The 16,195-nt window shown below is 54.9% G+C and carries 16 protein-coding genes, 2 tRNA genes and 1 pseudogene; 15 read left to right on the top strand and 4 right to left on the bottom strand.

The window, feature by feature from the left end; all coding sequences use genetic code 11:
- The first annotated feature begins 54 nt into the window (after positions 1-54).
- Positions 55-1,581, top strand: a complete 1,527-nt coding sequence (locus TRICHSKD4_RS03130; RefSeq protein WP_009465942.1) for an IS66 family transposase — start codon at positions 55-57, stop codon at positions 1,579-1,581.
- 42 nt (positions 1,582-1,623) lie between these two features.
- Here TRICHSKD4_RS03130 and TRICHSKD4_RS03135 read toward each other — a convergent pair whose 3' ends face one another.
- The 4 genes from TRICHSKD4_RS03135 to TRICHSKD4_RS03150 all read right to left on the bottom strand — a co-directional run bounded on the left by TRICHSKD4_RS03135 (position 1,624) and on the right by TRICHSKD4_RS03150 (position 4,437).
- Positions 1,624-1,860: a hypothetical protein gene (locus TRICHSKD4_RS03135; protein WP_009465957.1), complete on the bottom strand. Its 237-nt coding sequence runs from the start codon at positions 1,858-1,860 to the stop codon at positions 1,624-1,626.
- Entirely contained in the window at positions 1,857-2,903 is a 1,047-nt protein-coding gene (locus tag TRICHSKD4_RS03140) for a phage Gp37/Gp68 family protein (protein WP_009465958.1), read from the bottom strand. Before TRICHSKD4_RS03140 ends, TRICHSKD4_RS03135 begins: the two co-directional genes overlap by 4 nt.
- Positions 2,896-3,381: a J domain-containing protein gene (locus TRICHSKD4_RS03145; RefSeq protein WP_247642773.1), complete on the bottom strand. Its 486-nt coding sequence runs from the start codon at positions 3,379-3,381 to the stop codon at positions 2,896-2,898. The genes TRICHSKD4_RS03140 and TRICHSKD4_RS03145 overlap by 8 nt, the downstream gene beginning before the upstream one ends.
- Positions 3,382-3,855: 474 nt before the next feature.
- Entirely contained in the window at positions 3,856-4,437 is a 582-nt protein-coding gene (locus TRICHSKD4_RS03150) for a LuxR C-terminal-related transcriptional regulator (RefSeq protein WP_009465960.1), read from the bottom strand.
- Between the two features lie 501 nt (positions 4,438-4,938).
- On the opposite strand from TRICHSKD4_RS03150, the gene TRICHSKD4_RS03155 reads away from it, so the two are divergent.
- The 14 genes and pseudogenes from TRICHSKD4_RS03155 to nuoK all read left to right on the top strand — a co-directional run bounded on the left by TRICHSKD4_RS03155 (position 4,939) and on the right by nuoK (position 16,195).
- Positions 4,939-5,015: transfer RNA gene (locus TRICHSKD4_RS03155), tRNA-Asp, on the top strand.
- 39 nt (positions 5,016-5,054) lie between these two features.
- Positions 5,055-5,131: transfer RNA gene (locus TRICHSKD4_RS03160), tRNA-Asp, on the top strand.
- Positions 5,132-5,545: 414 nt separating this feature from the next.
- The gene (locus tag TRICHSKD4_RS03165) at positions 5,546-5,911 is read left to right on the top strand and encodes an NADH-quinone oxidoreductase subunit A (RefSeq protein WP_009465962.1); all 366 of its coding nucleotides are present in this window, start codon (positions 5,546-5,548) and stop codon (positions 5,909-5,911) included.
- A complete protein-coding gene (locus TRICHSKD4_RS03170; RefSeq protein WP_009465963.1) occupies positions 5,902-6,483 on the top strand; it encodes an NADH-quinone oxidoreductase subunit B family protein in 582 nt (193 codons plus the stop codon). The genes TRICHSKD4_RS03165 and TRICHSKD4_RS03170 overlap by 10 nt, the downstream gene beginning before the upstream one ends.
- A gap of 79 nt (positions 6,484-6,562) precedes the next feature.
- Positions 6,563-7,168: an NADH-quinone oxidoreductase subunit C gene (locus TRICHSKD4_RS03175; protein ID WP_009465964.1), complete on the top strand. Its 606-nt coding sequence runs from the start codon at positions 6,563-6,565 to the stop codon at positions 7,166-7,168.
- 14 nt (positions 7,169-7,182) lie between these two features.
- The gene (locus TRICHSKD4_RS03180; protein ID WP_009465965.1) at positions 7,183-8,367 is read left to right on the top strand and encodes an NADH-quinone oxidoreductase subunit D; all 1,185 of its coding nucleotides are present in this window, start codon (positions 7,183-7,185) and stop codon (positions 8,365-8,367) included.
- 81 nt (positions 8,368-8,448) lie between these two features.
- Positions 8,449-9,855, top strand: a complete 1,407-nt coding sequence (gene nuoE, locus TRICHSKD4_RS03185; protein WP_009465966.1) for an NADH-quinone oxidoreductase subunit NuoE — start codon at positions 8,449-8,451, stop codon at positions 9,853-9,855.
- 14 nt (positions 9,856-9,869) lie between these two features.
- Positions 9,870-11,173: pseudogene (gene nuoF / locus TRICHSKD4_RS03190) on the top strand (NADH-quinone oxidoreductase subunit NuoF).
- Positions 11,174-11,199: 26 nt separating this feature from the next.
- The gene (nuoG, locus tag TRICHSKD4_RS03195) at positions 11,200-13,266 is read left to right on the top strand and encodes an NADH-quinone oxidoreductase subunit NuoG (protein WP_009465969.1); all 2,067 of its coding nucleotides are present in this window, start codon (positions 11,200-11,202) and stop codon (positions 13,264-13,266) included.
- Between the two features lie 16 nt (positions 13,267-13,282).
- Positions 13,283-14,335, top strand: coding sequence for an NADH-quinone oxidoreductase subunit NuoH (gene nuoH / locus TRICHSKD4_RS03200; protein ID WP_009465970.1), 1,053 nt, complete (start codon positions 13,283-13,285; stop codon positions 14,333-14,335).
- Entirely contained in the window at positions 14,332-14,568 is a 237-nt protein-coding gene (locus tag TRICHSKD4_RS03205; protein ID WP_009465971.1) for a hypothetical protein, read from the top strand. The genes nuoH and TRICHSKD4_RS03205 overlap by 4 nt, the downstream gene beginning before the upstream one ends.
- A gap of 24 nt (positions 14,569-14,592) precedes the next feature.
- Positions 14,593-15,081, top strand: coding sequence for an NADH-quinone oxidoreductase subunit NuoI (nuoI, locus tag TRICHSKD4_RS03210; RefSeq protein WP_009465972.1), 489 nt, complete (start codon positions 14,593-14,595; stop codon positions 15,079-15,081).
- A gap of 91 nt (positions 15,082-15,172) precedes the next feature.
- Positions 15,173-15,787, top strand: coding sequence for an NADH-quinone oxidoreductase subunit J (locus TRICHSKD4_RS03215; RefSeq protein WP_009465973.1), 615 nt, complete (start codon positions 15,173-15,175; stop codon positions 15,785-15,787).
- Between the two features lie 99 nt (positions 15,788-15,886).
- Positions 15,887-16,195 carry an NADH-quinone oxidoreductase subunit NuoK gene (gene nuoK / locus TRICHSKD4_RS03220; RefSeq protein WP_009465974.1) on the top strand — a complete coding sequence of 103 codons (309 nt, stop codon included), beginning with the start codon at positions 15,887-15,889 and terminating at the stop codon, positions 16,193-16,195.

Genomic DNA, 16,195 nt, shown 5'->3' on the forward strand with positions numbered 1-16,195 from the left:
TTTGCGCGCCTCTCGGGATTCAACTTACGCCCTTGATCTGATATAAGATCGAAGATGCTGAAGGACCTTGATATCACCCCGGAGGACCCCGCCGAATTGAGGGCGGTGAACCGCCTTCTGGCCGACGAGGTCAAGGCTCTGAGCCTCAAGGTCGAGCAGCTTCAACACCAGTTGCACGGGGCCAATCGGCATCGGTTCGGCTCCAAGTCTGAGGGTCTGGATCAGCTCAATCTCGATCTGCTCGAGGACGCCGAGATTGTTGAGGCCGCTGAAGACCAGGCAAAACAGCCCGCCCCGTCGCAGGAGGGAGTTGATCCAAAGCCGAAGCGCAAACACAGCCGCAAGCCCTTGCCGGATCATCTGGATCGGGAAGACGAGGAGCTCTCTCCCGGTGATGAATGCGGTCGTTGTGGTGGCAACTTGCGCACCCTGGGTGAGGATGTCACCGAAGAGTTGGAATACGTGCCGGGACGCTTCAAGGTGAAGCGGATCATCCGGCCCCGCAAAGCCTGTTCATGGTGCGAGGCGATTGTGCAAGCGCCGCTGCCATCGCGCCCCATTGAGCGTGGGCGGCCCGGACCGGGATTGTTGGCCCATGTTCTGGTAAGCAAATATGCCGATCATTTACCCCTCTATCGCCTGAGCCAGATCTTTGCCCGTGAAGGCGTCGATCTGGACCGCTCGACCATGGCCGACTGGGTTGGTCGCTCGACGGCCCTGCTGGAACCTCTTGCCGATGCCATCGGACGGATGGTGCGGCAAGGACCTGCGCTTTTTGCCGACGATACGCCCATCAAAATGCTGGCCCCCGGCAACAAGAAGACCAAAACGGCGCGGGTCTGGACCTATGTGCGGGATGAGCGTGCCTGGTCTGGCCAATCGCCACCCTGTGCATGGTATCAGTTCACGGTGGATCGCAAAGGAGAGCATCCCGTTGCTCATTTGTCGGGATACAAGGGCTGGGTCCATGCGGATGGATATTCCGGGTTCAACGGTGTGTTCGGTGACGACAAAGCCGATGAGATGGCCTGCATGGCGCATGTACGACGCAAGTTCGTGGATGTCTTCTCCTCGCAGGGCAGCGCCATTGCCGAAGAAGTCATCCGCCGGATTGCTGAGCTTTACGCTATCGAGAAAGAGATCAGGGGCATGCCCCCCGAAGACCGCGCTACCATCCGGCAGGCTAGGGCAAAACCGATCTTTGACGCCTTGGAAGAATGGTTGCAGACGCAATTGCCCAAAATCTCGGGAAAGTCACCACTCGCGCAGGCCATCCGCTATGCCTTGGGCCGAATGCCGAAAGCACGCCCATACCTTGAGCTCGGCCATCTGGAATTGGATAACAACACCGCCGAGCGCGCCGTTAAACCCGTCGCCATCGGACGCAAAAATTGGATGTTCTCAGGCTCCCAAGGCGGCGGCAAAGCCATGGCTATCGCTTATACCCTGATCGAAACGGCCAAGCTCAACGGTGTTGACCCTCAGGCCTGGCTGACCTGGGTCCTCGGTCAAGTCGCCGACCACAAAATCACACGCCTCGACGAACTTCTGCCCTGGCGTTACGCTGCTCAGGCAGCGTAACAGGCCGCATCGGTGTCGCGCCAGAGCGCCTTCGCCGGACGGTCACCTGCGGATTGTGTCTTCAGCTATTTGAAGAGCCAGCTGCGCGGCGCCGTATAACTCTGGTGCTGCTGCGATCAAGTAGGAGTTGCAAACCGCTTCGATCGAAGAGCGACAGTGAATGAGAAAATCAAAACCGATATTGACTTCGGCGATTTTGTGTCCAACGCTTCCTCGAATATCCGGAGAGCCTTTTACGACATGCCAAGGCCCAGGCGTCCATTTGGGTTGCGCGGTCATCGTATATCTCCTGTTGTCGGGTACTCGTTATGCAGAACGCCATCGAGCAGGCGGCCTGCTACCTTCTTTCCCACCTTCTGAAACACGGCGTGTTCCTGTCCTTCATTGATGAATGAAAGGCCATCGTCCCATTTGGGATCGTTATCTATGTCGGAGGGGAATAGGACGTGTTGGTCTTCGGACTTGCCGTTTTGCGATTTCCAGCAGGGATCATATTCCGGTTCCCACGGTAGCCAATCGCCCCACTGCTTCACCAAAAATGGAACACCAGCGGCGGCGCATTGGTCCCGGATTGACCGGACCCAGTCAGGGTGCATCGGTCTGCCACCTTTGCCGGTTTCACCGCCGACTATGACCCATGAGAGATAGCCGCATAAGTCGACGTAGGTACGGCCATTCGCTGTGGCACATTTGTCGGTCGCCCAGGTAACTGAACCCTCTGGCATCCAAATTTTGCCGCACAATGCATCCTGGTAGCTCGGTGCGTTCCCAATTGGGCACCCATAAGGGATCGAGGTTAGATCGACAGGGCCGAGCAGGGGTTCAACCGACACAAAGCGCACCGGTGCTGGTAGCTCCAATAAACGCGGTATCCGCCGATCCGCTTCCACCTGGTTCTCAACCGTTGTCCCGATCCAAGCATTTGACGGCCAGTCCTCTATGAGGTCGGGATAAAGCTTCGCGATGTTCTGCGGTCGCTTGGTCAGAAGCAGGAAGTCCAGATTGGTGTACTGGCGGATATCCTCGACCAGTTGACGGCGCCATTCCGGATCAATGGATTTGTGGTTGTCGCCAATGTCGGCGAGGCTGGCACAGAAGACGCGGTATCGAACGCCAAGTTCTTTGGCCTTCTTGTCCCATTTCTGCAGGTTGGATCGGGTCTTCGTCCGCTTCCGCGCCGCATGCGGTCCCCAGCCTTCCGCCCATTTTCGGTGGTTGTTTTGTGTCTCTGCATAACAGTGGTCACAGGCGGGACTGACCTTTGTAAAGCCAATCCATGGGTTGTACGTAAAATGCGCCCATTCAATTGAGGTCTCAGCCATTGATCTCCTCCAGCGCTTCAGTACGGGCTTGGTTCAATTCCGACATTTGCTCGTCAGAGCCACCGGCATCTGGATGATGTTTCTTGGCGAGCTGTCGATATGCTTCTTCAATGATCGACTTGTCGGGGGTGGTTCCTGGGCCGATGTTCAGCGCCATACGCCAGTGTACTTTTTTACCGCTGGAGGGAAGGGCCCTGAAGCCGGCGAAGGATGCACGGACGATATTCAGGCCACCGTGGCGTAGTTCAGTGCGACGGGCTTCGATGATGTGGTAGATCGCCTGTACGTTGTCCTGAACGTCGCAGTACCGATCGACAGCGATGCAGACAGACAAGCCATCCCACTGAAACCAAATCGCTACACCCGGATCGGCAGGGTTGTTGGCGCCGAGTGTGACATTTGAGCAAATCACAACATTTGCCACGCCCTTCGAGCTGTCCTCACTGAACAGTCTGAGGGCATTCTTCACGTTGCTCATTGCCTTATTCAGATTCGTATTGAACCGAGAGGCTGTGGGCTTGGCCGTGCGTGGGAGAGTTTCGGGCCATGACAACGGGAATGCGGTTGGTGGGGCGTATCCATTTTTCATATTGCCTCATTTCTCGGCGGATGTTTTAGCCGGGTTGAAGGCAACGCTATTGAAAAGTGATATGTCGATGTTGACCTAAGTTCGCCATGAAACTGCCAGGAAACCACGGAACATTTCGCGATTTTCTAACTTTGTTCCAAAAGCAAAATGGCTGTATGTCGCCATGCATTATAATGAGTAGGTCGTTTACACCGAGGATGTCGGGAGTTCGAGTCTCTCACCGCCCACCATTCCCTCCGAACATTGTTATGTGCGTTCAGCCGGTTTTTCCGGTATGGGAAGACGCGATTTCAAAACTCATTTGAGGCCGGCGCTGACCGCCAGACTGACCAGATGAGGTAGGTTGCGGGCGCGGAATTTTCGTTACAAATCAGCAATGCGATGTTCGACCGATTTTGGCGAGAGGTTCAGCGCCTCGGCAATCTCCCGCGCTGTTTGTCCCTGCAAGACCAAAGACAGCACATCGTGCTCCCTGTTGGTTACCAGCGCAGAGGCATCGGTTGCAGGTAGGATGAGACGAGGGTGGAATAAAACGACTGCCCAGCGAGCTCTCAGAGCCTCTGTGCGCTCTGGTAGGATCAATCTATCATAAACGACATGAGATCCGTCCATGCTTGAATTGATCCGCTCGTAACACGTTTCTTTTTTGTCTCTGGCTGCGCAATACGCGTCCAGCATATTGTCCTTGATAAATTCGATGTCCTCGTGGTCGCCGAGGCGAAATGGTTTGTCGGCTCCTATGAGCGTCTTCAGCACGACCCGGTGCATGACAAAATCCAATGGATCTTCATGCTCGAGGGAAAGGTAGTGGAGATTCATGCCTGGCAAAGACGCCAGTTCGCGGTATCGTTCCGCGTCATCTGCCGCTGTTTCGACAGCGTCCAGCGGGGTGTTCTTCCAAATACCAACAGCTTCTTTGGCAAGTTCAGCAAATGTTTTCGCCATTAAGGCACCTAGACTTCAAACAGACTCCTCTTCGGCTTCGGTTAAACAGGCTTAAAAGTATCGAAGCGCGAAGAATCTCTTAGTACAACCATATACCCGCACGATACGGGATTACTACCGTACAAATGTAGTGGGGATGGTTCAATTTCAATCAGACCGCGCCTTCTACTAAAGCTGTACGTAAAAAATTGTAGAGCATTCGAATGAAGGAGTGATCGCTTGGTTCTGGCAACATTGTTCGAAACATGAGATCGGGCGCCCCCATCAAATCCAAAGGCAGTGTCCGATGGGGAGCAATGATGTGCGTCACACTGATGGTTTCTGCATATTTGATGGCGCTCTTTATCCACAGTACCAAGGGCAGAAATCTGCGTCGCTAACCCAAGGGATTTCCGGATAATTATAAAAACGTCACATTAGCGCCTTGTGAGTGCTTGACTTCCAAATCGTGCCGCCGTACATCAGCGCCACTTCGCAGCGACAACTCAGTCGCTCACCGAAGCGGGTGTAGCTCAGTTGGTTAGAGTGCCGGCCTGTCACGCCGGAGGTCGCGGGTTCGAGCCCCGTCACTCGCGCCACTTCCCTTGAGCAGGAAGTTGGCGTTATTCCGTGAATGTGCGGGTGTAGCTCAGTTGGTTAGAGTGCCGGCCTGTCACGCCGGAGGTCGCGGGTTCGAGCCCCGTCACTCGCGCCACTCACGGAACACCGTCTATCTATCTTTGATATCGATAAAGTCTGCAGCGCCTTGTGCGCATGTGGATTTTTTTTCGTTTAACTCCAATATAACCGCGCTACTGTGCAATCTAGTGATTCTCTCGAGGATGCGTGCGACAGATTGGCAGCTGTCATTGCGCGATTATGTTTCCGCTCTACAACTGTCGGAAACGCCAGCATATTGCCGCTGTCTGCTAATCTTCTGGCAAACATGGCAATTGTTAGATTGGCTAGGGGTCTTGCGTTGCACCTATACGTATTATAAGCGTGCCTTCGCATGTCGGCTTTAACCAAGCTGACCGGTTCCAAGGTTGCTGCAAGGTAGCGCAGAGGGAAAACGCCTTGGCCCCAAGCTCTTCTTCAGAGCTGGTACATATGCAAGGACGCGAAAGACATGGAAGAACTGCTCCGGGACTATATCCCGATCGTCGTGTTCATCGGCATATCGCTGGTGATCGGTCTGGCCTTGTTGATTTCGCCCTTCATTGTTGCCTACAAAAATCCGGATCCGGAAAAACTCTCGGCCTACGAGTGTGGCTTTAATGCGTTTGATGACGCGCGCATGAAGTTTGATGTGCGGTTCTATCTGGTCGCTATTCTCTTCATTATTTTCGATCTTGAGGTCGCGTTTCTGTTCCCCTGGGCAGTGGTGTTCGGTGATCTGGGCTGGTACGGCTTTTGGTCGATGATGGTGTTTCTTGGTGTTCTAACCATTGGATTTGCCTACGAATGGAAAAAGGGAGCATTGGAATGGGATTGACCCAGACTTCCAAGCCTTTGATCGCCGAGCAGCCGAAGGGCATTATCGACCCTAATACCGGCAAGCCTGTTGGCGCTGACGATCCATTCTTTCTTGAGGTCAATGATCAGCTCGCTGACAAGGGCTTTCTGGTCACCTCCACCGACAATCTGATCCAGTGGGCGCGCACGGGATCGTTGATGTGGATGACATTTGGTCTGGCCTGTTGCGCTGTTGAGATGATGCAGATGTCCATGCCGCGATACGATGTTGAGCGGTTTGGTTTTGCGCCTCGCGCATCGCCGCGCCAATCTGACGTGATGATTGTTGCGGGCACACTGACCAACAAAATGGCTCCGGCCCTTCGCAAGGTCTACGACCAGATGCCAGAGCCACGTTATGTGATTTCGATGGGGTCCTGCGCCAATGGTGGCGGGTATTACCATTACTCCTATTCGGTGGTTCGTGGTTGTGATCGCGTAGTGCCAGTCGATATCTATGTTCCAGGTTGTCCTCCAACAGCAGAGGCGCTCCTTTACGGTGTGCTGATGCTGCAGAAGAAGATCCGCCGCACAGGCACAATCGAGCGCTGACAGCGCTCGGACAACCTAGACGACTGTAGGGCAGGGGCGTCCGCTACCTGTTCTGGCTCCAACGGAGTGAGGGAAGAAAATGGATGAAGCGCTGAAGGAACTTGCGGAACATATTTCGCTTGGACTTGGCGACTCCGTTTTGTCCACAAAGGTGGACTATGGCGAGCTTACGATCTCGGTTGCGGCGTCCGACATTCTCGATGTCGTGCGGTATCTGCGCGACAACAGTGCCTGCAAGTTCGTCAACCTGACTGATGTGTGCGGTGTTGATTGGCCAGCGCGCGAGAAGCGCTTTGATGTCGTCTATCACTTCCTGTCACCGTTCCAGAATCAGCGCATTCGCGTAAAGGTGATGACGGACGAAGACACACCGGTGCCGTCCATCACACCAATCTTTCCCGGTGCTGAGTGGTTTGAGCGGGAAGCCTACGATATGTACGGCATCTTGTTCTCGGGACACCCTGACCTTCGCCGCATCCTGACGGACTATGGTTTCGACGGCCATCCGCTGCGCAAGGATTTCCCGCTCACGGGCTTTGTGGAAGTCCGGTATGACGATGAGAAAAAGCGCGTGGTTTACGAGCCGGTGCGGCTCAATCAGGAATTCCGCAATTTTGATTTCCTCTCGCCATGGGAAGGCACGGATTACGTGCTGACGGGCGATGAGAAAGCAACCACGAATTAAGGCGGAATTGGTTTATGGCTGAAGCTCAAGTTCGTAACTTCAATATCAACTTTGGTCCGCAGCATCCGGCTGCGCACGGTGTTTTGCGCCTTGTGTTGGAGCTGGACGGCGAAGTTGTGACCCGCGTTGACCCGCATATCGGGCTTTTGCACCGTGGCACTGAAAAGCTGATTGAGCACAAGACCTACCTGCAGGCCGTGCCGTATTTCGACCGGCTCGACTACGTTGCTCCAATGAACCAGGAACATGCCTACGCCCTTGCAGTGGAGCGTATGCTTGGCATTGAAGTGCCGATGCGCGGTCAGTTGATCCGTGTACTATATTCAGAGATCGGGCGGCTTTTGTCGCACCTTTTGAACATCACGACTCAAGCTTTGGACGTAGGTGCGTTGACCCCGCCGTTGTGGGGCTTTGAACCGCGTGAAGAATTGATGGTGTTTTACGAGCGCGCTTGCGGTGCCCGGATGCACGCAGCCTATGTACGCCCCGGCGGTGTGCATCAGGATCTGCCGCGTGATCTTTTGGATGACATTTGGGACTTTTGCGACCCGTTCCTGCAAACGCTGGATGATATTGAAGGCCTTCTGACCAACAACCGCATCTTCAAGCAACGGAACGTTGATATCGGCGTTGTTTCGCTTGATGATGCATGGGCGTGGGGGTTCTCCGGTGTCATGGTGCGTGGCTCAGGCGCTGCGTGGGATCTCCGCAAATCACAACCTTATGAATGTTATGCCGATCTCGATTTTGACATCCCGATTGGCAAGAATGGTGACTGCTACGACCGGTATCTGATCCGTATGGAAGAAATGCGTCAGTCCGTTCGCATTATGAAACAGTGCCTTGAGAAATTGACGATTGAAAACGGTCCGGTGTCCTCCGCCGACGGCAAGATCGTTCCGCCGAAACGCGGCGAGATGAAGCGCTCAATGGAATCGCTGATTCACCACTTCAAGCTTTACACCGAGGGCTACCATGTCCCGGCTGGCGAAGTTTATGCAGCCGTTGAAGCGCCGAAGGGCGAGTTCGGGGTTTATCTGGTGTCTGATGGCACCAACAAGCCCTATCGCTGCAAAATCAAGGCACCCGGCTACGCACACCTGTCAGCAATGGACTTCGTGTGCAATGGACACCAGCTGGCCGACGTTTCAGCTGTGCTCGGGTCAATGGATATCGTGTTCGGCGAGGTGGACCGCTAGGCGCGGCTCTCGCTGATCATTTTAGAATTCGTCGGGTACGGTAGTAACTGGCCTGAAGAGGAAACAAACGGGGTATAGACCATGGCGGTGCGCAGACTTGCCGCGGAACAACCTGAATGCTTTGAGTTCACGCCAGACAATCTGGCTTGGGCGAAGAAGCTGATTGACCGCTATCCGGCTGGCCGTCAGGCGTCCGCCGTTATCCCCCTGTTGTGGCGCGCTCAGGAACAACATGATGGCTGGGTGTGTGAACCTGCGATCCGTTACATCGCCGACATGCTCGATATTCCGCACATTCGTGTTCTGGAAGTCGCAACATTCTACACGATGTTTCAACTGCAGCCGGTTGGCAGCAAGGCGCACATTCAGGTGTGCGGGACGACCCCATGCCAGCTGCGCGGCTCGGAAGACCTGATCAAGATCTGCAAGAGCCGCATTGCAAAACATATGCACGAAATCTCGGAAGACGGCATGTTTTCATGGGAAGAGGTTGAGTGTCTTGGGGCCTGTGTCAACGCTCCAATGGTTCAGATTTTCAAGGATACCTATGAAGATCTCACGCCTGATAGCTTCAACCAGTTGATCGATGACATTGCTGAGGGCAAGGAAGTCATGCCTGGGCCGCAAAACGGTCGCCGTTTTTCCATGCCGGAAGGTGGTCAGACATCGCTCACCGAAGTCAACGACAACTCAAAAGGTGAATTGCCTGTTGCTCATCTAATCGATGGCTCTGAAAGAGCCTCACACGCTTTTGCTGGTCCGTCCATTAACTCAGGCGGAAATGATTTTGATGGCGTGCCTACACCGGCTGAAGACGCCGTTGCCAAGGTGACAGCCGCTTTTGCCGCCAAGCAATCGGGTGCAGATGCGGCAAAGAGCGAAGACACTCCTGCCAAGGCTGCGCCGGCCAAAACAGCACCGAAGAACGAGCCTGCCAAGTCAAAAGCTGCTGCGAAAGACACTGAAAAGTCAGAAGCCAAGACCGGCGCAGCGCCGAAAACAGACAAGGCTGAGATTGTGGAAGCAACCACTTCAGCTAATGCAGGGAAGTCTGTGAAGGCAAAGCCTGCAAAGGCGGAAGCCAAATCAACTTCCAAAACGGCACCGGCGAAGAAAGCTGCGTCCAAGTCGAAGTCGAAAGCAGCTGAGGACCAAGCTGGTTCCACAGACACTTCGGGCGAGGTCGCTGAGGCTGCGCCGGAGCAGTTGAAGGAAGCGCGCGGCGGCAAGGCCGACGATCTCAAGCAGCTCAAGGGCGTTGGTCCGAAACTGGAAGGTGTTTTGTACGAGTTGGGTTTCTTCCATTTCGATCAGATCGCCGCCTGGACGGCAGCCGAAGTCGCTTGGGTCGATACAAGGTTGAAGTTCAAAGGCCGGATCGAGCGGGATGGTTGGATCGAACAAGCGAAAATTCTGGCAGAAGGCGGAGAGACCGAGTTCTCGAAGCGTTCGAGCAAAGGCGCATCGTCGCCGTCAAAGAAACGCTGAGTTAGGGGGAAGGGATGCTGAAAGATCAGGATCGGATCTTCACCAACATCTACGGTCTGAACGACTGGGGTCTCGAAGGCGCGAAGAAACGCGGCCAATGGGATGACACCAAGGCGCTTTTGGACAAAGGGCGCGACTGGATCATAGACGAGATGAAGGCGTCCGGCCTTCGTGGGCGCGGTGGCGCGGGCTTCCCAACTGGCTTGAAGTGGTCCTTCATGCCCAAGGAGAGCGATGGCCGCCCGGCTTATCTTGTCGTCAATGCCGATGAATCAGAACCGGGCACCTGTAAGGACCGCGAGATCCTGCGTCATGACCCGCACACGCTGGTCGAGGGGTGCCTTGTCGCAGGCTTCGCCATGGGCGCAATCGCAGCCTATATCTATGTCCGCGGCGAGTTTATTCGCGAGCGTGAGCGTCTTCAGGCGGCAATCGACCAAGCCTACGATGCTGGCTTGATCGGCAAGAACAATAAGAACGGCTATGATTTCGATATATACGTTCACCATGGCGCTGGGGCGTATATCTGCGGTGAGGAAACCGCACTTCTGGAAAGCCTTGAGGGCAAGAAGGGGCAGCCTCGCTTAAAACCGCCATTCCCTGCCAACGTCGGTCTCTATGGATGTCCGACAACCGTAAACAATGTGGAATCGATTGCCGTTGCGCCAACCATCCTGCGTCGCGGTGGCGCTTGGTTTGCAGGACTAGGCAAACCGAACAACACCGGCACAAAGCTGTTCTGCATTTCCGGGCATGTCAACCAGCCGTGTACGGTCGAAGAAGAGCTTGGAATTCCTTTCCGCGAACTGATTGATCGCCATTGTGGCGGAATTCGTGGTGGTTGGGACAATTTCCTAGCGGTGATTCCGGGTGGCTCATCAGTGCCCTGTTTGACGGCTGAACAGCTAAAGATGTGCCGATGGATTTCGATTCATTGCGCGGCCTTGGCTCCGGTCTTGGAACCGCTGCAGTGATTGTCATGGACAAATCCACAGATATGATCAAGGCGATTGCGCGTCTTGCATATTTCTACAAGCACGAGAGCTGCGGACAGTGCACACCATGTCGGGAAGGCACCGGCTGGATGTGGCGCGTGATGGAACGAATGGTGAAGGGCGAGTCGTCTTATGAAGAGATCGACATGCTGTTCAAAGTCACCAAGCAGGTAGAAGGTCATACGATCTGTGCGCTAGGCGATGCGGCAGCTTGGCCTATTCAGGGTTTGATCCGGAATTTCCGCCCGCTGATCGAACAACGCATTGACGACTATGTTGCCAAGACAAAAGCGCCCAAGGCGCCTTTGATCGCGGCTGAATAAGCGGAACGGGGTTTGGAGAGCAGGCGATGACAAAACTGATCATCGACGGCAACGAAGTTGAGGTTCCGGCTGAGTACACATTGCTTCAGGCATGTGAGGAAGCTGGCGCCGAGGTTCCGCGCTTTTGTTATCACGACCGGCTATCAATCGCCGGTAACTGCCGCATGTGCCTTGTTGAGGTAAAGGGCGGACCGCCAAAACCGATGGCTTCTTGTGCCATGTCGGTCAAGGATTTGCGTCCTGGACCAAACGGTGAGCCTCCCGTCGTTGAAACCAAAAGCCCGATGGTCAAAAAGGCGCGGGAAGGGGTGATGGAGTTCCTGCTCATCAATCATCCGCTGGACTGCCCGATTTGCGATCAGGGTGGTGAATGCGACCTTCAGGATCAGGCCATGGCCTATGGTGTTGATGGAACACGCTTTCACGAAAACAAACGCGCTGTTGAGAACAAGCAGATCGGTCCTTTGATCAAGACGATCATGACGCGTTGCATCCACTGTACGCGGTGCGTCCGCTTTACGACGGAAGTGGCAGGCGTCACCGACATGGGCCTGATTGGCCGAGGTGAAGATGCCGAGATCACCACGTATTTGGAAGCAGCGCTGTCTTCTGAATTGCAGGGCAATGTCGCGGACCTTTGCCCGGTCGGTGCCCTGACGCACAAACCCTATGAGTTTCATGCACGCCCATGGGAGCTGACAAAAACCGAATCTGTAGATGTTATGGACGGTGTCGGATCTGCGATCCGGGTTGATACGCGGGGCCGGGAGGTCATGCGTGTGATGCCGCGTTTGAACGATGCAGTGAACGAAGAGTGGATCTCCGACAAGAGCCGCTACATCTACGATGGCTTGAAAACTCAGCGCCTTGATCGCCCTTACGCGAAAAAAGACGGCAAGCTGCAGCCGGTCTCTTGGGCCGAAGCCTTTCAGGTCATTGCCGGTAAAGTGAAGGCGTCTTCCACCGACAAGGTCGGCGCTCTTGCCGGGCAATTGTCTGGCGTTGAGGACATGTTTGCGCTGAAGAGCCTGATGGACAAACTCGGTGTCGCCAATATCGATGCCCGGTTCCCTGGCTCTCCGCTTGATCCAAAGAACGGTCGATCCAGCTATATTTTCAATTCTACAATCGCCGGAATTGAAGAAGCCGACGAAATCATTTTGGTCGGAACCAACCCCCGCGTTGAGGCGGCGGTCATGAATGCCCGCATTCGCAAGCAGTGGGTGCGCGGCGGGCTGGAAGTGATTGTGGTTGGCGAAAACGCTGAACTGACCTACGGCACGACCTACGCTGGTGCTGGCCCGGAAAGCCTGAAAACGATTCTTGATGGCTCAACTGATGCCAAGAACCCGATGATCATTGTTGGTCAAGGCGCATTGAACCGCGAGGACGGCGCCGAAGTGCTGGCACTTTGCACTGCAATCGCAAAGAAGCGCGGCGCCATCCGCGACGACTGGAATGGCTTCAACGTTTTGCACAGTGAAGCAGCTCTGGTTGGCGCGCTGGATATCGGCTTTGTGCCAGGCGAAGGTGGTAAATCAACCGGCGAGATGCTTGAGCCGGGAGCTATGGATGTTCTCTTCCTTCTCGGCGTCGATGAGGTCGATGTTCCAGAAGGCGCTTTTGTTATCTATCAAGGGACGCATGGGGATCGTGGTGCGCACCGGGCAGACGTCATCCTGCCAGCAGCGGCTTATACCGAAAAATCTGCACTTTACGTGAATACCGAAGGCCGCGTCCAACTGGCTGATCGCGCAGCATTTCCTCCAGGTGAAGCCCGCGAGGATTGGGCTATCCTGCGGGCCTTGTCCGCAGTACTCGATCAAAAGCTTGAATTTGATTCGCTTTCAGAACTGCGGTCCAAGCTCTTCGAAGCGCATCCGCATCTGTCATCCATCGACATGGTTCAGGCTGGAACGACGGAAGATCTGGACACGCTGGCAAGCGCAGCTGGCAAGGGCGCGGTGTCCTCCGCAGGCTTTGCCAACATCATTCGCGATTTTTATCTGACAAACCCGATTGCACGCGCCTCCAATGTGATGGCTGAGTGTTCGGCGCTGGCCCAATCCCGGTCAGCGGAAGCAGCAGAATAGGGGCTGAGGATCCGATATGGAGTTCATGAACACATACGGTTGGCCGCTGCTTTGGATGGTGCTTCAGAGCGTCGTTCTTCTGGTTACGCTGCTTTTGGTCATTGCCTACATTCTCTATGCGGACCGTAAGATCTGGGCAGCTGTTCAAATCCGCCGTGGCCCGAATGTTGTAGGGCCATGGGGACTGTTCCAGAGTTTCGCAGACCTTTTGAAGTTTGTGCTCAAAGAGCCGGTTATCCCGTCCGGGGCGAACAAACCGCTTTTCCTGCTTGCTCCGCTGATCACCGTTCTTCTTGCCTTGTCTGCCTGGGCCGTTATACCAGTGGCCGAAGGCTGGGTGATTGCCGACATTAACGTTGGCATCCTCTATATCTTCGCCATTTCATCGCTTTCGGTCTATGGCATCATTATTGGTGGATGGGCGTCCAACTCCAAGTATCCATTCCTGTCCGCGCTTCGCTCTGCAGCGCAGATGGTTTCTTATGAAGTTTCCATCGGTTTCGTGATCGTGACTGTCCTGCTTTGCGCAGGCTCCTTGAACCTCACCGAAATCGTGAAGTCTCAGCAGACGGGCCTTGCCACCATGATAGGTGTGCCGTGGTTGTCATTCCTGAACTGGTACTGGCTGCCATTGTTCCCGATGTTTGTGGTGTTCTTCATCTCCGCATTGGCTGAAACCAATCGTCCGCCGTTCGATCTTCCAGAAGCAGAATCTGAACTGGTTGCCGGCTTCATGGTGGAATATGGCTCCACGCCGTACATGATGTTCATGCTTGGTGAATATGTGGCCATCGCCCTGATGTGCGGCTTGATGACTATCATGTTCATGGGTGGCTGGCTGCCTCCGTTTGATTTCGCACCGTTTACATGGGTGCCGGGCATTGTCTGGTTCTCACTCAAGGCGTTCCTGGTGTTCTTCATGTTCGCGATGGTCAAGGCCATGGTGCCTCGCTATCGCTATGACCAGCTGATGCGCCTTGGCTGGAAAGTGTTCCTGCCGCTGTCCCTGCTCATGGTGGTTGCGGTAGCTGGTGTCCTCATGGCCATGGGCTGGGCACCGACCACATGAGTGTGTCTATCGTCGGACTGATCGGCGCAGTGCTGGGTTTGTATCTGGCCTGGATCGATCAGAAAATCCTGAAAGGGATCCTGCAGGCGGCGGAAATGAAAAACCGGGAAGGCGGCGGCGATGGAGGCATTGCCGCGCGGTACCGGGCGCCGCTTACGGCGCTAATTGTTGTAGTTCCAATGGTTGGGTTTCCGATCGTTGGGTATTGGGCCGGCGCAAGTCTCGCTGGCTGAGGGATCTAGGGAAGGCAACGATCGATGGGACTTGATCAGGCTGCCAAATCGCTGTTGCTGAAGGAGTTCGTGTCTGCGTTCTTCCTTGCCATGCGGTATTTCTTCAAGCCGAAGCCAACGGTCAACTATCCGTTCGAAAAAGGACCGGTGAGCCCGCGTTTCCGAGGTGAGCATGCTTTGCGCAGATATCCAAACGGGGAAGAGCGTTGCATCGCCTGCAAGCTTTGCGAAGCAATTTGCCCCGCACAGGCCATCACAATTGAAGCAGGGCCACGGCGTAACGACGGCACTCGTCGCACAACGCGCTACGACATCGATATGGTGAAGTGCATCTACTGCGGTTTCTGTCAGGAAGCATGTCCGGTCGATGCCATCGTGGAAGGTCCAAACTTCGAATTCGCAACCGAGACCCGCGAAGAACTCTACTACAACAAGGAAAGGCTGCTCGCCAATGGCGACCGCTGGGAGCGGGAAATCGCTCGTAACATTGAAATGGATGCTCCTTATCGCTAGGAGCTAGACGCAACACTTTAAGGCATGTCACGGCAATCCGGCTGTGAGATGCTGAACGGCCGGAAACGGCCACATCACAGGCAGGCCCTCCATGTTCCTGAACGCCTTTTTCTTCTATCTGTTTGCCGGTGTGACCGTGGCTTCGGCCTTTATGGTCATCGCAGCGCGAAATCCCGTGCATTCCGTGCTGTTCCTGATTCTGGCCTTCGTGAACTCGGCAGGTTTGTTTGTCCTGCTCGGCGCTGAATACCTCGCGATGTTGCTCATCGTGGTTTATGTAGGCGCGGTCGCCGTGCTCTTCCTGTTCGTTGTCATGATGATGGATGTGGATTTCGCAGAATTGCGTCAGGGATTTCTTCAATACCTTCCGGCAGGCGCGTTGGTCGGGCTTGTTCTGCTGATAGAGCTGCTGATGGGCGTTAGTGCATGGATTTTGGCGCCAGGCCTGATTGGGCAAGGCTCTGAGCCAACACCGGCGCTGAATGAGGTCTCCAACATTGAGGCCATCGGTCAGGTGCTCTACACGAAATACATCTACTTCTTCCAGGTATCCGGCCTTGTACTTCTGGTCGCGATGATCGGCGCCATTGTGCTGACACTGCGCCACAAGCCGTATGCCAAACGTCAGGACATTGCCACTCAGGTGGGCCGCCGCCGTGAGGACGCTGTTGAAGTCCGCAAGGTGGAAACCGGTAAAGGTATTTAACTGCGCGAGGTTTCGCGCAATCGCATGATCTGAAAATTCGCGTCACCCTCATGCGGATTTTCGGTTTGGGGTAAGAGAAGGGGAGCACGCGAGGCACCCATGGAAATCGGTCTGTCGCACTATCTGTCGGTCGCAGCCATTTTGTTCACGATCGGGATCTTCGGGATCTTTTTGAACAGAAAGAACGTGATCGTCATTCTGATGTCGGTCGAGTTGTTGCTTTTGGCCGTCAACATCAATTTTGTCGCTTTCTCGTCCTTCCTTGGGGACTTGATGGGGCAGATCTTCACCATGCTGGTTCTCACGGTTGCGGCGGCAGAAGCTGCCATCGGCCTTGCCATCCTCGTGGTCTTCAACCGGAACCGCGGTTCCATTGCGGTTGAAGACGTCAATGTGATGAAGGGCTAG

This window comes from Roseibium sp. TrichSKD4 (assembly GCF_000148725.1).
Taxonomy (GTDB): Bacteria; Pseudomonadota; Alphaproteobacteria; order Rhizobiales; family Stappiaceae; genus Roseibium.

Excerpts from the sequence above, each read along its gene's own strand:
- TRICHSKD4_RS03130 (WP_009465942.1), top strand. The coding sequence starts at position 55 with ATGCTGAAGGACCTTGATATCACCCCGGAGGACCCCGCCGAATTGAGG.
- TRICHSKD4_RS03135 (WP_009465957.1), bottom strand. The coding sequence starts at position 1,860 with ATGACCGCGCAACCCAAATGGACGCCTGGGCCTTGGCATGTCGTAAAA.
- TRICHSKD4_RS03140 (WP_009465958.1), bottom strand. The coding sequence starts at position 2,903 with ATGGCTGAGACCTCAATTGAATGGGCGCATTTTACGTACAACCCATGG.
- TRICHSKD4_RS03145 (WP_247642773.1), bottom strand. The coding sequence starts at position 3,381 with ATGAGCAACGTGAAGAATGCCCTCAGACTGTTCAGTGAGGACAGCTCG.
- TRICHSKD4_RS03150 (WP_009465960.1), bottom strand. The coding sequence starts at position 4,437 with ATGGCGAAAACATTTGCTGAACTTGCCAAAGAAGCTGTTGGTATTTGG.
- TRICHSKD4_RS03165 (WP_009465962.1), top strand. The coding sequence starts at position 5,546 with ATGGAAGAACTGCTCCGGGACTATATCCCGATCGTCGTGTTCATCGGC.
- TRICHSKD4_RS03170 (WP_009465963.1), top strand. The coding sequence starts at position 5,902 with ATGGGATTGACCCAGACTTCCAAGCCTTTGATCGCCGAGCAGCCGAAG.
- TRICHSKD4_RS03175 (WP_009465964.1), top strand. The coding sequence starts at position 6,563 with ATGGATGAAGCGCTGAAGGAACTTGCGGAACATATTTCGCTTGGACTT.
- TRICHSKD4_RS03180 (WP_009465965.1), top strand. The coding sequence starts at position 7,183 with ATGGCTGAAGCTCAAGTTCGTAACTTCAATATCAACTTTGGTCCGCAG.
- nuoE (WP_009465966.1), top strand. The coding sequence starts at position 8,449 with ATGGCGGTGCGCAGACTTGCCGCGGAACAACCTGAATGCTTTGAGTTC.
- nuoG (WP_009465969.1), top strand. The coding sequence starts at position 11,200 with ATGACAAAACTGATCATCGACGGCAACGAAGTTGAGGTTCCGGCTGAG.
- nuoH (WP_009465970.1), top strand. The coding sequence starts at position 13,283 with ATGGAGTTCATGAACACATACGGTTGGCCGCTGCTTTGGATGGTGCTT.
- TRICHSKD4_RS03205 (WP_009465971.1), top strand. The coding sequence starts at position 14,332 with ATGAGTGTGTCTATCGTCGGACTGATCGGCGCAGTGCTGGGTTTGTAT.
- nuoI (WP_009465972.1), top strand. The coding sequence starts at position 14,593 with ATGGGACTTGATCAGGCTGCCAAATCGCTGTTGCTGAAGGAGTTCGTG.
- TRICHSKD4_RS03215 (WP_009465973.1), top strand. The coding sequence starts at position 15,173 with ATGTTCCTGAACGCCTTTTTCTTCTATCTGTTTGCCGGTGTGACCGTG.
- nuoK (WP_009465974.1), top strand. The coding sequence starts at position 15,887 with ATGGAAATCGGTCTGTCGCACTATCTGTCGGTCGCAGCCATTTTGTTC.